This window comes from Pseudomonas sp. HD6515 (genome assembly GCF_024971855.1).
Lineage (GTDB): Bacteria > Pseudomonadota > Gammaproteobacteria > Pseudomonadales > Pseudomonadaceae > Aquipseudomonas > Aquipseudomonas alloputida.
Genome location: NZ_CP079827.1, coordinates 1875883 through 1890199, shown reverse-complemented (window position 1 = coordinate 1890199; position 14317 = coordinate 1875883). Strand labels below are relative to the sequence as shown.

Annotated in this window: 11 protein-coding genes and 1 pseudogene; 7 read left to right on the top strand and 5 right to left on the bottom strand. The window is 61.7% G+C overall.

Going from position 1 to position 14317, the window contains the following annotated elements; all coding sequences use genetic code 11:
* Positions 1–210 precede the first annotated feature (210 nt).
* The 3 genes and pseudogenes from KW568_RS08810 (at position 211) to KW568_RS08800 (ending at position 2843) form a co-directional block, all read left to right on the top strand.
* Positions 211–1558, top strand: a pseudogene (locus KW568_RS08810) (DUF6861 domain-containing protein).
* An 18-nt stretch (positions 1559–1576) separates the two neighbouring features.
* A complete protein-coding gene (locus tag KW568_RS08805; protein ID WP_003254258.1) occupies positions 1577–2194 on the top strand; it encodes a GAD-like domain-containing protein in 618 nt (205 codons plus the stop codon).
* A gap of 22 nt (positions 2195–2216) precedes the next feature.
* On the top strand, positions 2217–2843 hold the full coding sequence (locus KW568_RS08800) for a GAD-like domain-containing protein (RefSeq protein WP_003254259.1): 627 nt from the start codon (positions 2217–2219) through the stop codon (positions 2841–2843).
* Positions 2844–2859: 16 nt separating this feature from the next.
* Here KW568_RS08800 and KW568_RS08795 read toward each other — a convergent pair whose 3' ends face one another.
* Genes KW568_RS08795 through KW568_RS08775 form a run of 5 tightly spaced genes read right to left on the bottom strand, consistent with a single transcriptional unit; the run spans position 2860 to position 8972 of the window.
* Positions 2860–3426, bottom strand: a complete 567-nt coding sequence (locus KW568_RS08795; RefSeq protein ID WP_004576177.1) for a nucleotidyltransferase family protein — start codon at positions 3424–3426, stop codon at positions 2860–2862.
* The gene (locus tag KW568_RS08790; RefSeq protein ID WP_003254261.1) at positions 3423–4394 is read right to left on the bottom strand and encodes an XdhC family protein; all 972 of its coding nucleotides are present in this window, start codon (positions 4392–4394) and stop codon (positions 3423–3425) included. Before KW568_RS08790 ends, KW568_RS08795 begins: the two co-directional genes overlap by 4 nt.
* A 3-nt stretch (positions 4395–4397) precedes the next feature.
* Positions 4398–5609, bottom strand: coding sequence for a cytochrome c (locus tag KW568_RS08785; protein WP_003254263.1), 1212 nt, complete (start codon positions 5607–5609; stop codon positions 4398–4400).
* A 2-nt stretch (positions 5610–5611) separates the two neighbouring features.
* Complete coding sequence (locus KW568_RS08780) at positions 5612–6148, bottom strand: (2Fe-2S)-binding protein (protein WP_004576178.1); 537 nt, start codon at positions 6146–6148, stop codon at positions 5612–5614.
* Positions 6141–8972 carry a xanthine dehydrogenase family protein molybdopterin-binding subunit gene (locus KW568_RS08775; RefSeq protein WP_004576179.1) on the bottom strand — a complete coding sequence of 944 codons (2832 nt, stop codon included), beginning with the start codon at positions 8970–8972 and terminating at the stop codon, positions 6141–6143. Before KW568_RS08775 ends, KW568_RS08780 begins: the two co-directional genes overlap by 8 nt.
* A 531-nt stretch (positions 8973–9503) precedes the next feature.
* On the opposite strand from KW568_RS08775, the gene dsbD reads away from it, so the two are divergent.
* The 4 genes from dsbD to KW568_RS31085 all read left to right on the top strand — a co-directional run bounded on the left by dsbD (position 9504) and on the right by KW568_RS31085 (position 14164).
* Entirely contained in the window at positions 9504–11219 is a 1716-nt protein-coding gene (gene dsbD, locus KW568_RS08770) for a protein-disulfide reductase DsbD (RefSeq protein WP_004576408.1), read from the top strand.
* On the top strand, positions 11219–12055 hold the full coding sequence (locus KW568_RS08765) for a TlpA disulfide reductase family protein (RefSeq protein ID WP_004576409.1): 837 nt from the start codon (positions 11219–11221) through the stop codon (positions 12053–12055). Before dsbD ends, KW568_RS08765 begins: the two co-directional genes overlap by 1 nt.
* A gap of 1 nt (position 12056) precedes the next feature.
* On the top strand, positions 12057–12815 hold the full coding sequence (gene dsbG, locus KW568_RS08760) for a thiol:disulfide interchange protein DsbG (protein WP_003254270.1): 759 nt from the start codon (positions 12057–12059) through the stop codon (positions 12813–12815).
* Positions 12816–13342: 527 nt separating this feature from the next.
* A complete protein-coding gene (locus KW568_RS31085; RefSeq protein WP_004576410.1) occupies positions 13343–14164 on the top strand; it encodes an RHS repeat-associated core domain-containing protein in 822 nt (273 codons plus the stop codon).
* Positions 14165–14317 lie beyond the last annotated feature (153 nt).

Here is a 14317-nt window from a genome sequence, read left to right as displayed (position 1 = left end):
AAGGGGGGATTATGGACCTTTTGGGGAGGGCTTGGGGGAGATCGATCTCCGCGCGGGTCGCCACCCTGCCCCTCGCAGCCTCAACGCCAATTCCCGAGCTTCTCGAACACAACAGAAACGAAGTCGCCTTTTCCTACAACTGATCTAGAAACCTCTGATCCGAATCCATGATGGGATTTCCCCCTGCACGCGCTGTCAGGGAGACACCTCATGTACCTGGATTACCTCGTGCCCTCCTGGCACGAGATCGAGTCACGTGTCATCGCCGTGGTGGGCTACCCAAGCGGTGGCCAGTTCCGCACCGGCCTCAATGAAGAGGTCGCCTCGCTGGGCCTCAACCTGCGCCGGATCGAAGCTGTCCGCACAGCCTTCTACCACGCCGAATGGCAGGCGGCGAACATGCTACGCCAGCGCTTCGCCGACCTCGACATCAACAGCATCATCGACGAACTGCTGAGGGTCGTGCAGCAGATGGCGATGATCGTCGCCGGCAGCACCATTACCGGTGGTTTGCTTGGCGCGGGGGTAGGCGCATTCGCCGGCGGCGCCGGAACCATTCCGTTCGCTGGCGCAGGCGCGGCCATGGGCCTCAAGGTCAGCGGCTGGATCCTCGGAGCGCTGGGGCTGGCCTCCATTGCCGAGTTCTTCGTCGAGGGCTTACCGCGTATCGGCGAGTACTACGTCGATGGCATCCGCTTCGCCTGGGAAGGTACCTGCGGCAATGAAGGCACCGGCCCGTTCTGCCGGGACGACCCCTATGCGATATCCCGGGCCACGCATCAGATTGCTCAAGGCCATGTGGAAGTCGTGGTGCTGTTGTTGGGGGCGATCGTGTCGTACCTCACCCGCGGGCGCGGCGATGCCCGAGTGCTGGCCCAGGAGATGGCGGCCAGCCGCAAAGGCGCGCGGTTGGGGCAATGGATGCTCCAGCATGAAGAGGGGTTGAAGAAACGGCCGGATCTGCAGGTGCCGGAGCGGCGCAAAGGGGCGATGGATGATCCGCAGCCAGTTCAGCCGAATCGGCAGGCGGGAAATGACAAGGAGCACCCCCACAGGGAAGCCCGGTAGCATGCCGTTGCATACGGTGGCATGTTTCAAGGCGGATAAATTGTCAGCATCGAAGCATGGCGAGTTTGAACGGCAGTTGAAGGGGCAACAGGATGGGTTGAATCGGCTGACGGTTGAGGAGTTTTTGGAGAATGTTGCCAATCCTGTAAAGCGTGACCCTGCGGTCGCACGCGCTGCACGCAGGGATCTACAAGACCGGTTGGAAAAAAGAATCAACAAGGAGCTGCTCGCCGAAATGAGCCCAGCAGAAGCAACTAGACTGTCGACCATAAAGGCGAAAGAGACGATGGCCACCTTGGCCGCGCTACACAATCCCGACTTAAGCGCGGGTGGCAGAGACATGATCTCAGACTTTGGCGACAGGCAAGTCAACTCCAGCATTGGTGCTCAATGGCGAAACAGACTAGCCAGCATAAAAGAGGCTGCGGAAAAATCGCCGAAATTCGGCACCCACTCGACTTACATGAATGTAAGACTTCATAAGTGCTAACGATAAGAGGCATCGCAAATGGATGAGGTATTCTCCATATTCCTTGACAATATAGGCGCGCCTTTTTCGCGTCGAGAGGTGCCCCCCTCCAGCATTGATCGCTATAACGGAAAACTTCCAGAGTTGTTACTTGCATACTGGAAAGAGCATGGATGGTGTGGTTTTGGCGAAGGTATATTCTGGCTGGTTAATCCACAGGAGTATGAGGGCGTTGTCTCATCCTGGACCGAGGGCACCCTCCTTGAAAACCGGGACACTTACCACTTGATTGCCAGAAGCGCTTTCGGCGACCTGTATCTTTGGGGAGAGAACAGTGGCTTTTCAGTAAAAATCACAAGTCTTCTGTCCCGTTACACAGGTGAAAACTGCACACTCACTGAAACGGAAGCAACCAGAGAGGTCCAAAGCTTCTTTCTATCAAGAAAAAAAGAACACAACGACTTTGAAAGCCTTTTTGAGCCCGCGAAGAAAAAGCTGGGCATCTTGAAAGAAGATGAGATATATGCATTTGTTCCTGCATTGATGCTGGGAGGGCGCCCCGACCTCAAAAACCTGGAAAAACTTAAAGCAATAGAGCATTTAATTTTGCTGTCTCAAATCACCGAACTCGAACCCTACAGCTTCTCTGACTTCTGAGCACACAAAAGGACCTAAACGAATGGATGTCATCTTCAGCATTTTCCTGGAAACCTTCGGCGAACCCATCGGCCAGCAACCCGTACCACCTGCCGCTGTCGATCATTACCAAGGCAAACTCCCCAATCGCCTCCTTGAATACTGGCAAGACCACGGCTGGTGCGGCTACGGCGGCGGCTTGTTCTGGCTTGTAAATCCTCAGGAATACCAGGGTGTAGTGGCCTCTTGGTTGGCAGGTACGCACTTCGAAGCATGCGACACTTATCACCTCATAGCCCGCAGCGCTTTTGGCGACCTGTACCTATGGGGTGAGAAAACCGGTTCGGTGCTGACCATCGCGGCCTACCATTCCCGTTACCTCGATGGCGCTCACAGCTCAGGCGACGAAGAACGGGACAACAAGATCCACGGTTTGCTCATGTGGCTGATGACCGAGTGCGTCTACTTCGACGACCTGTTCGAACCTGCCAGGGAACGGCTCGGCACCCTGGGCTCAGACGAAATGTATGGCTTTGTCCCCGCCTTGATGCTGGGAGGCCCAGACAGCCTTGAGCGTCTTGAAAAGCTGAAGGCAGTGGAGCATCTGGTGCTGCTTTCCCAACTGAGCGAACTCGAACCCTATGAACTCACTGGCGAAGAAGATGAATAGCCTTTGACGAACGCATTCAAGGGCGCACCGCATCCGGCCTATCGACATCCTGCAACACACCGGCATCCTGCACCTCTAGCCTGACGCAAACCGCTGGGTTGGCCTTGACCACCGAACGCGCCCCTTCATCACCCTTCAGCCGGGCAAGCGCCGGCCAGAAATCGCGCCCGAACAACACCGGATGGCCCTGTCGTCCAGCATGACAAGGCAGGACTATCGTTGACCCACTGGCCTCGCGTGCAAGCAAATCCAGGGTCGCGGACGCCACCCAGGGCATATCACCCAACAGAATCGCTACTGCCTGCGCCTCGCTGTCAGCCAGCGAAGCGGCACCGGCCGCCAGGCTATGGCCCATGCCCAATGTGAAATCCGGACTGGAGACCACCCTGCACCGCGCAGGCAACCCCAGGTCCACGCCTCGCTCCCCTTCACGCAACACCACCCGCACATCATCGAACACTGCGCAGGCGCTCTCTACGCTGTGTACCAGCAAGCTTCGACCGTCAGCCAGCAGCGAACGGCGCTTGTCAGCGCCGAAACGCACACTGCTGCCTGCCGCCAATACCAACGCAACCACGCTCACAGCGCCGCCCGCTCGATGCCATTGCGCGCACGAAGGATATCGGCCAGTACCGCCAGGGCGATCTCGGCCGGGGTCTTGCTGCCCAGGTTCAGGCCAATCGGCGCATGGATGCGCGCCAGCTCGTCGCAACCCAGGCCACCAATTCGCTGCAAGCGTTCGCGACGCTTGTCGGAGGTGGCCTTGGAGCCCATTACGCCGATGTAGAACGCTTCGGTCCGCACGGCTTCAAGCATGGCCAGGTCATCGATTTTTGGATCATGGGTCAATGCCACCACTGCCGTATCGGCATGGCAACCGCCATTGGCGATGAATTCCGACGGCAGCTCGCGGCGCACCTCTATGCCATTCAGCACTACGCCGTCGAGTACTTCGTCACGCGGCTCGCAAAGGATGACCTCAAAACCCAGCCCCCTGCCGAATTCGGCGCAAAAATGCGCCACGCTGGAATAGCCGGCCAGCAGCAGCCGCTGGGCGGCGCCGACACGCAAGCGCACCCGGGCATTTTCCCGTTCGACCCGTGGCCCCTGACTATGGTCATCGAGCAGCTGGCGGGTACCCGTTGGCAGGCTCACCTCACGCAGTACCCGGCGCTGGCCCAGCAGCGCACGTTCCAACTCACGCAGATGCGCCTGCACCTCGCATTCAACCGGCAGGTTCTCCACCAGCACTTCCAGCACACCGCCACACGGCAGGCGAACGCGCGAACGCGGGTCGCTGCCGTCGCCATAACGCACGATGGCAACCGGCTCCGGGAATTCCCCCAGGGCCACGCGTTCGAGAAAGTCGTCTTCGACACAGCCACCGGACAGCGAGCCCAGCCACTGGCCGCTGGCGTTGACCGCCAGCAGCGAACCCGGCGCACGCGGCGCCGAGCCGTAGGTGGCGAGCACCGTGCACAACCATACCCGCTGGCCGTTGCAGGACCACTGCAAAGCCTGACGGATCACCTGGAGATCGAGATGCTGCACGCTTTACTCCGCCTTCAGCTCGGCGAGCTGCTGTACGTTCAGGTCGCCGGGCAATCCACCCCAGGCCTGGCGCAGGTAGTTGACCATATCTGTCACCTGTTGGTCATCAAGCTTGTCGGCAAAGCCCGGCATCGGCTGCATGCGCTCGAAGCCGGTGAACTGCTGTTCACGGATGCCCTCGAGGACCACCTTGACCAGATTGCGCGAGTCGGCCTGGCGCAGCACGGTGTTGCCGCGCATGGCCACGGCGATGTGCGGCTTGCCCTCGCCGTCGACACCATGGCAGCCGGCGCAGACGTTCAGGTACTGCTGGTGGCCCCGCTTGGCACTGTCGCTCATCTGCTCCAGGGCAACGGCCTCGATAGCCTTGGCCGGCGGCGGCTGGTCACCCAGCAGGTAGGTGGCCATGGCCGCAAGGTCTGCATCTTCCAGGTGCTGGGTGCTGTGGTGCACCACCGGGAACATCTCGTTGAACATGCTGCCTTGGGCGCTGATGCCGTGCTTGAGGAAGGTGGTCAGGTCCGGCTGGGTCCAGCCGCGCTCGGCCAGGTCCTGGGCCAGCAGGCTTGGCGCCAGGTAGCCACCCAGCAGGCCGCCGCTCAGGCGCTGGTCCTGCTGCAGCGCACCGATCGGGTTGCGCGGGGTATGGCATTCGCCACAATGGCCCATGACCTCGACCATGTACTGGCCGCGCTGCCAGGCCGGGCTTTTGCCCTCGGTCGGCTGCAGTTGCACGCTCTTGCCATACAGCATGTTCCAGCCGCTGAGCCCCATGCGCACATTGAACGGGAAGCGCAACGCGGTCTGCGGTGCCGGGCGGTTGATCGGCGGTATGGTCATCAGGTAGGCGAGGATCGCGTCCGAGTCTTCACGCTTGATCAGGTGGTACGAGGTGTAAGGCATCGCAGGATAAAGGTTGGCGCCGTCCTTGCGCTTACCCTCGGTGACTGCGGCGAAGAACTCGTCGGCGCTGTAGTTACCGATGCCGTACTGTTTGTCCGGGGTGATATTGCTGCCATAAATGGTGCCGAACGGCGAATGGATCGGCAGCCCGCCCGCATACGGCGCGCCGCCTTCGGCAGTATGGCAGGCCATGCAGTCGGCCGCGCGGGCCAGGTATTCACCGCGCTTGACCTGCGCATCGTCGGCCGCCAAGGCAAACGAACTGACCGCCAGCCCGAGGGCCAATGCCGAGGCGCTACGTACGAAGCCCATGTTCAACCCTCCTTGACCAGGCCGAGATCGTTGAGCACCTTGCGGGTGGCATCGTAGTAACGCATGTAGCCTGTGCAGCGGCAGATGTGGTGACCAAGGCTGGCCTCGATGCGGTCTTCCACTTCGCTCTTCTTCAGCGGCTGGCGCTGGGCCGTTTCCACCAGCACGGTTGCGGCGTTGACGAAGCCTGGTGCGCAGTAGCTGCACTGGAAGGCGAACAGGTCGACGAACTTCTGCTGGATCGGGTTGAGCGTCAGGTTGCCGGCCTCGTCTTTTTTGGCATGGCCTTCGATGGTGCGAACCTTCTTGCCTTCGAAGTAATGCGCACCGGTGATGCAGGTGCGCACTTCTTCGCTGGTGCCGTCGGGGTTGTCGACGATCACCACGCAGGCGTGGCAGATGCCCTGGCCGCAACCCAGGCGCGAGCCGGTGAGGTTCTGGTGTTCGTGCAGGTAGTCGATCATCGCCAGGTCCGCGGGGACCTCGACCGGCCCGACCGGTTGACCGTTGAGCGTCAGTTGCAGTGGACGGTTAGCCATTGAAGGCCTCCTTGATACGGGCTGGGGTGATGGGGAGATCGCGCACGCGCTTGCCGATGGCATGCGCGACGGCATTGCCGATGGCACCGACGACCGGGATCATCACCACTTCGGCGATGCCCTTGGAGGGGTCGGTCGGTGACAGCGGCGGGAGGATTTCGCTGGTCTGCTGCCACACCGCCACATCGCGCGCATGCGGCAGGCGGTAGCGGTTGAAGTTCCAGTCGCCCTCCCCGGGCCCACCCTCGTACAACGGCATTTCTTCGGTCAGTGCATGGCCAATGCCCATGGCGATACCGCCTTCGAGCTGGCCCTTGACCAGTTCCGGCACCAGCACCCGGCCACACTCGACCCAACTGTGGTGGTTGAGCACCTGCGTCTCCAAGGTGCCTTTGTTGACCTTGACCTCGACGATGGTCGCCACTGGGCTGTAGTAGGTGACCATGGCGTTGTTCAGCTGGGTGTCGGGGTAGGCCGCATTCTGCCGGTCGAGCAGGTGATAGCCATGGCTGCCCATCTGCGCCTTCTTGGCATTCACCGCACCATCGCCGTACTTCACCGCCATGGCATCGAGCGGGAAGCGCTCGCGCACGCCATCGATGACAAAGTCGGCCTCGGCCCAGCTCCAGCGGTTGAAGCCGTGCACGCTCACGCCGGTAACCAGCCCCATGTCGTGGGCCTTCTGCGCCAGCTGGGCAAACGGAATCGGCGCCAGGCCGTTGCCGGTCAGCTCACCGTTGACCCACACCGCATTTTCACGGCGCACCACCAACGGGTTGGCCTGGCCGCCGTGCGGGCCCTGGCTCCAGATCGCCATGGCCGCCGGCCACAACCCATGATTGAACAGCACACGCGCCGCTTCGCGGGTGGCATGGCTGAAGTAGAACGCCGAGTTGGTCGCCGACGATGGCGACGCCAGCTTGCCGACCCAGCGCGGGTTGCGCAGCGCGGCGTCCTGCTCCGGCTGGCTGATCAGGTACGGGTTTCCGCTGGTGCTCAATTGCAGCTCTGGCCATTCGGTGACTGCAGTCTTCACCTCGTCGGCCGAACGGCCGAGGAAATCGCTGACCACCAAAGCCTGGGAGGTGGACATGCCGGTGCCCAGCTCGGTGCCGATATGGCGCAGGCTGATGCGGCCATCGGCGCTGAACTCGACACTGGCCATCGGCGCCTCGGAACCTGTACCGAAGTCCTTCTGGCAGATGGCGAAGCCGACGCCGTACCAGTGGTCCGGGTCCTTGGCGTCCCTCTGTTGCTTGCGTGCATCGCGGTTGCGCCACCACTCGTGCACAGCGGCCTTGTCGAGGATCTCGTACAGGCGCAGGGCGCCGGCCGGGACCGCACCCTGGGTGTTCTTCATGCCCGACTTCAGCGCGTTGGCGCGGCGCAGGTCGATGGCATCGACGCCCAGGCGGCCGGCGATCTCATCCACCATCATCTCGGTGGCCGCCATGCTCTGCAGGGTGCCGTAACCGCGCATGGAGCCGGCCTCGACGCCACGGGAATAGTAGGCGGTCACCGACAGGTCGTTCTGTGGCATGTAGTAGATCGACTGCGCTGCCGTGGCGCCCACGGCTGCCACCGACGGGCTGTAGTTGATGCGCCCGCCGCCGTCGCAGCTCATGTCGGCGCGGAAGATCTTGAAGCTGTTGTCCTTCTTGTCCACCGCCAGCTGGTAGCGGATATCGAAGGCATGGCGCTTGATACCGCTCTGGAACTGCTCGTAGCGGTCGTTGGCCAGGCGGATCGGCACGCCGGCGCCGTAAAGCGCAGCCACCGCGGCATAGAAGACGAAGATGTTGTTGTCTTTTGAGCCATAGCCCACGGTATAGCCCGGATGCATGTTCAGCGTGTTCAGGGCAAAGCGCGACGGCTTGATCATGTGCACGCATTCCTGCGCCACTTCGAACGGGCACTGAGTGGCGACCACGAAGTGCAGCGTACCCGTGGCCGGGTCATACCAGCCGTTACCGTTGTCCGGCTCCAGCGCGGCAGGTTCGATGGACGGCGTCTTGTAGCGCTCGTCGAACACCAGCCAGTCCTCGGGCGGGTTGTCCAGCTGCTCGGCCATGCGCTTGGCGTAGAACAACCCCTGCTCGGTCAGGTCGCCGTGCTGGTTGGGCTGCTTCGACCACACCGGCTTGCGGTTGAGAATGGTGGGGAACAGCATTGAGTTCTTCAGGCTGGAGAACTCATCGTCGTCGAACGGCGTGGCGCCGCCCACCCGCACGAAGCGGAAGCTGCCATAAGGGTCGCGCTGGTACAGCGGCGCCTGGGCACCGTAACGGATCGCCTGCTGATTGAACTGCAGCTTGCGCTTGGCTTGGCGGAAGCGCTCGAAGTCGTGCCAGATCAGGATCGCCACCGGGTGGCCGATGAACATCGGCACCTTGCCGGGCGGCAGCAGCGGGTCGGGCGAATGGGCCTCGGGCCAGGCAATGCCGTCCTGTTCGAGGTCGGCGGCTGTGACGATGCGGTCCGGCTGCAGGTCGGTGCCGAGCAGGCTGAGGTCATGCCCGGCATAGATACGATCAACCGTGGTGGCCTTGAGCAGCAGCGCATGGCCCTGCTGCGCGGGCCACCCGGGCATGTCCTTGGCGCGGATGTCGCGGGCGAACACTTTGTCGCCGCAGACCTTGGACAAGGCATCGTTACGGAAACGCGCCTTGCCGTCGTGGTTCATCCACTTCTGCGGCGAAGTGGTAACGCGCTCCTCCATCAACGCGGCGAAGGCCTGGCTGCCAAGTGGCGCCATGGTCACGCCGACACCAGCGATCAGGCCGCCTTGCAGGAAGGCGCGCCGGGAAATATCACGGTTGGACATGCTTGATCCTCTGGGCAGTTGGGGCCTGCCCTTTCTTTTGATTCTTGGCCTGGCTTGAGAAAAGCTGACCTTGGCGTCAACTTTACAGCAATTGGGTGGATATAGGCAAAGTCAAGCCGACAATGTGTCGCGGTGTGTATAGGGCAAGAGGCGGAATTCGCGCTTTGGCGGGTAGGTGTTTGACGGGAGATTTTCAGCGCCTGGTAGGTGTTCGCCGCGAGAGTTTCAGCGCCTGGTAGGTGTTCGCCGCGAGAGTTTCAGCGCCTGGTAGGTGTTCGCCGCGAGAGTTTCAGCGCCTGTGAGATCGAGCGCCGCGCGGGCGGCGCTCGATCTCACAGGCGCTGAAACTCTCCCGGCAAACACCTCAAAATTCCAACGCCGCCCCCTCGAAAATCCAACAACGAAGACCCTGCAAATCCAGAACCAAACTCTTACTACTCCTGACCACCCCAACCCCAACACCCGCGTTAACCTTCATTTAATCAACCCCAGCCAGCATGGCCCCATTCCCAGATCTGCCAAGGCGAAGACATGCGCGTTCTCCTGCTCTTCCTCACACTCCTACTGGCCGGCCCGTTGCAAGCCAACCCGTTCGATGTGAAACCAGACTTCCTGCCGGTTGACCAAGCCTTCGTGCTCACCCACGACCGCCAGGCCGACGGCCAGATGCGCCTGTACTTCCAGATCAAGCCGGGCTACTACCTGTACCAGAAGCGCCTGAAGTTCGATGGCCTGCCCACCGAGCAGCACCCGCAACTGCCACCGGCACTCAACCATCACGACGAGTTCTTCGGCGACAGCGCGGTGTACCGCGACCAGCTTGAACTGCTATTGCCTGCCAACGCCCAGGGTCAGTTGCGCCTGGGCTGGCAGGGCTGCGCCGACGCCGGCCTGTGCTACCCGCCGCAAACCACCTCGATCGACTTGGGTGGCAGCGTAACGCCGGCCGCCGAGCAAGCCAGCGACCAGGCCCTGGCCAGCGGCCTGCAACAAGGCCACCTGGCCTGGAGCCTGCTGGCGTTCTTCGGCCTTGGCCTGCTGCTGGCGTTTACCCCCTGCTCGCTGCCGATGCTGCCGATCCTGGCCGGGCTGGTGCTGGGCAATGGCGCCAGCGCCCGCCGTGGCTGGCTGCTGGCCGGGGTCTATGTGCTGAGCATGGCCCTGGTGTACGCCGGGCTGGGGGTGGTTGCTGCCCTGCTGGGTGCCAGCCTGCAGGCCTGGCTGCAGCAACCCTGGCTGCTGGGCAGCCTGGCGGGGCTGTTCGTGCTGCTGGCACTGCCGATGTTCGGCGCCTTCGAACTGCAACTGCCTGCCGCCCTGCGCGACCGCCTGGACCGCGCCGGGCAAGGTACCCGTGGCGGCAACCTGTATGGCGCGGCATTGCTCGGGGCGTTGTCCGGCCTGTTACTCGGCCCGTGCATGACTGCGCCGTTGGCCGGTGCGCTGCTGTACATCGCGCAGAGCGGCGACGTGCTGCAAGGCGCGCTGGTGCTGTTCAGCCTCGGCCTGGGCATGGGCGTGCCGCTGCTGTTGCTGGTAACCCTGGGCAACCGTTATCTGCCGCGCCCGGGTGCGTGGATGAACCGGGTCAAGGGTGTGTTCGGTTTCGTGTTCCTGGCCATGGCGCTGTACACCGTGCGCAGCCTGCTGCCTGCGACCTTGCTGCTGGCACTGAGCGGCGCCTGGCTGATCGCCCTGGCCTGGGCTGCCTGGCCGGCCCTGCAACGGCTGCCGGCGTTGCGTGCAGTACCGTTGCTCGGCGCGCTGTGGGGCGGCCTGTTGCTGGTCGGTGCGGCAGCAGGCGGCGACGACCTCTGGCAGCCACTAAGCCCGTTCGCCGGTGGCGTCGCCGCGACAGCCCCAAGCCAACACGCCGAAGACCGCTTCGTCACCGTCAGCCGCCCCGAAGACCTGCAACGTGAGCTGGATGCGGCCAAAGCCCGCGGCCAGTGGGTGATGCTCGACTACTATGCCGACTGGTGTGTGTCGTGCAAGGTCATGGAAAAGCAGGTGTTCGCCCGCAGCGACGTGCAAGCCGGACTGGCCGGTGTACACCTGCTGCGCCTGGACGTGACCGCCGACAGCCCTGCCAGCAAGGCCCTGCTGCAGCGCTATCAGGTACCCGGCCCGCCCAGCATTATCTGGATCGGCCCGGAAGGCGAAGAACGCCGCGCGCGACGCATCACCGGTGAGGTGGACGCAGCCGCGTTCCAGCAACACTGGGTCCAGACCAGGAGTCAAGGCTGATGCTGACCGTAACACTCGGGCCACTGACCATGGCCCTCAACCACCTGCTGATGCTCACCGCCCTGGTGATCGCCAGCGTGGTCGGCTGGTGGGTCGCCCGACGTGGCGGCGAGAGCCCGGAATCGGCGCTGTTCAACCTGTTCCTGATCGGCCTGCTGTGTGCCCGCGCCGGCTTCGTGCTGGCCTACTGGCCGATGTACCGGGACGACCCGCTGCAAATCATCGACATTCGCGATGGCGGCTTCCTGTTCTGGTCGGGCCTTGCCGGCATCGTGCTCGGAGCCCTGTGGCAGGGCTGGCGCCACCCCGGCCTGCGCCGCCCGCTAGGCTGGGCGCTGTTCAGCGGCGCACTGTTCTGGGGCCTGGCCAGCCTCGGCGGCCACCTGTACAGCAAAGGCACCGAACTGCCCGAACTGAGCCTGCGCAACGCCGGCGGCCAGGCCGTGGCATTGCACAGCTACCGCGGCAAGCCGCTGGTCATCAACATCTGGGCCACCTGGTGCCCGCCGTGTCGGCGTGAGATGCCAGTGCTGCAACAGGCACAAAGCGATTACCCGCACGTGACCTTCCTGTTCGTCAACCAGGGCGAAACCCCGGAAAACGTCAGCACCTTCCTCGCCACCACCGGCCTGAGCCTGACCCACGTGCTGTTCGACGGCACCGGCCTGCTGGCCCAGCGCGTCGGCTCCATGGCCTTGCCCACCACCCTGTTCTACGACGCCAACGGGCGGCTGGTTGGCAGCCACCTGGGCGAGCTGTCCCGGGCCAGCCTGCGCCACGCCCTGGAACCTTTCGACCGGGCCCTTGCGCCCGCCCCTGCCGCACAAGGAAACTGACATGCGATTGACTGCACTGCTGCCCCTGTCCCTGGCCCTGCTGGCCGCCCCTGCCCTGCAGGCCGAAGAACTGCCCAAGGCGGTTCAGCAACTGCAAGCCAAGGGCGCCGTGATCAAGGGCAGCTTCGATGCGCCCAACGGCCTGCGTGGTTATGCCGCCGAGTACCAGAACAACGCCCTGGCCCTGTACCTGACCCCCGACGGCAAGCACGTGCTGGTCGGCAGCCTGTTCGACGAACAGGGCAAGGACCTGAGCGCCGAGCCGCTGCAAAAGCTGGTCTACGCGCCGATGAGCAAGGAAATCTGGGCGAAAATGGAAAAGACCGCGTGGATCGCCGACGGCAAGGCCGACGCGCCGCGCAAGGTGTACCTGTTCAGCGACCCGAACTGCCCGTACTGCAACATGTTCTGGGAACAGGCGCGGCCCTGGGTGGAGTCGGGCAAGGTGCAGTTGCGCCACATCATGGTCGGCATCATCCGTGAGGACAGCCCGGGCAAGTCGGCGGCGCTGCTGGCAGCGAAAGACCCGTCCAAGGCACTGCAACAGCATGAGAAGGCCGGCAAGGCCAGCACCCTGAAGGCGCTGGAACAGGTGCCAGAGGCTGTGCAACAGAAGCTGGCGGCGAACATGGCGTTGATGGAAGAGATGGGGTTGCAGGCGACCCCGGCCATTTTCTATCAGGATGAGCAAGGCAACCTGCAAAGCCAGCAAGGGGCACCACGGCCGGAGATGCTGGGGAAGATTCTGGGCAAGCGCTAGGCTTCTCTTGAGTGTTGCTGTGATACACAGATCGAGCGCATCGCGCGCGAAGTTCGCTCCTTGATATGTGAGTGGTCAAGCTTTTTGAGGTGTTCAGCGCTGAAAAGTTGGCTGTATCAACGGGTTCATACCCGCGAAGCAGGCGACGCGGGGCATGGCACCGGCTACGCTGGTGTTCGCGGGTGAACCCGCTCCTACGGGGGTTCGTGCTGACGGCGGGATTTTGCGCCAGGCATGTGATCGCAAGGCTACTAGCCTGCCGCAAGACATACGCTGTAGATGTAGGAACAACTGTCTTGCTCTAAATTCGAAAGGCCTGCGTGGTCGGGTGAAGGAGCGGGTTTACCCGCGAGCACGGGCAAAGTCTGTGCTATCCAGCGCGCCACACTCGAGCATCGCGCAATTATTGAACCTATTATTTTTGCTAGTTTTCATTACCCTTCTGCAATGCAATACTTACAAGCAGAGTGTCAAGCTTGGAGAACATCGCCATGTCGACTGCCACGCACATATTCAAGAAGAACAGCATGACCCACGCTATTGCCTATTCGCCATATGGTTATTGCCCCCCTGCGCCAATGCAGATGGCTGCTACTGGATTTAATGGGGAGCGATCTGACCCAGTAACTTATAATTATGCACTGGGCGCTGGCTATCGATTTTTTAACCCAGCCTTGATGCGCTTCACTTCTCCAGATGCTGTGAGCCCTTTCGGATCTGGAGGTCTTAACCCGTATTGTTATTGCCTGTGCGACCCGATAAATTTATCTGATCCCGATGGGCGAACCCCGGCGCAACCCTGGAATATCATTAGGCTTCGAACTATGTTCCCAAGCCTACACAAACGCAAGACAAGTTTTCAAATAAACCTGGAGGAGTTTGATGCAAATATTAGTAATTATAAAAGCACTTTGGGAAGGCGACATGAGTTTGGCTCGGCCCGTTCGCTAGTAGCCAGCCCAGCCGTTGATGAAATTCCACCAGGGTGGGACCGGATAGGTATTCACGGTTCTTCAACCACTAATAAAAAGAGCTTACTGAAATCGCTTGACCCGAAACTTATAAAACCAAGAGGGGGGCATCAGGAGCTTGGGCGTGGATTTTATGTTGCAGTGGATTCGTCGTGGTCAATGTTCGGTTCCGGCGACGGAAGACAATCGTATAACGTATATACCCCAAATATGGCCCGCTTCACACCTGGGAAACATTTCGACTTTTCGCATGCCGCCCTGCAACCTTATGAAAAAATGCAAATTGTTATTCGGGAATCGGCATATGACTTATTTATCGTCCGGGAGGCGCGGGTTGGACCGATAGTGCGGCCTCGACCTTATGAGGCGCCATTTTAAAAGTTTTTGGGGCATTTGTTTAATGGGTAACACTGGTCTGTCAAGGCTTCCCGCATCAAGTCAGCATAGGCCGTCTGACCCGGGCTGAAATAGACTTGGGTTCAGCCATATCCAGCAAGCGTATTATGCGACTTCCTCAGGTACTTTGACCAT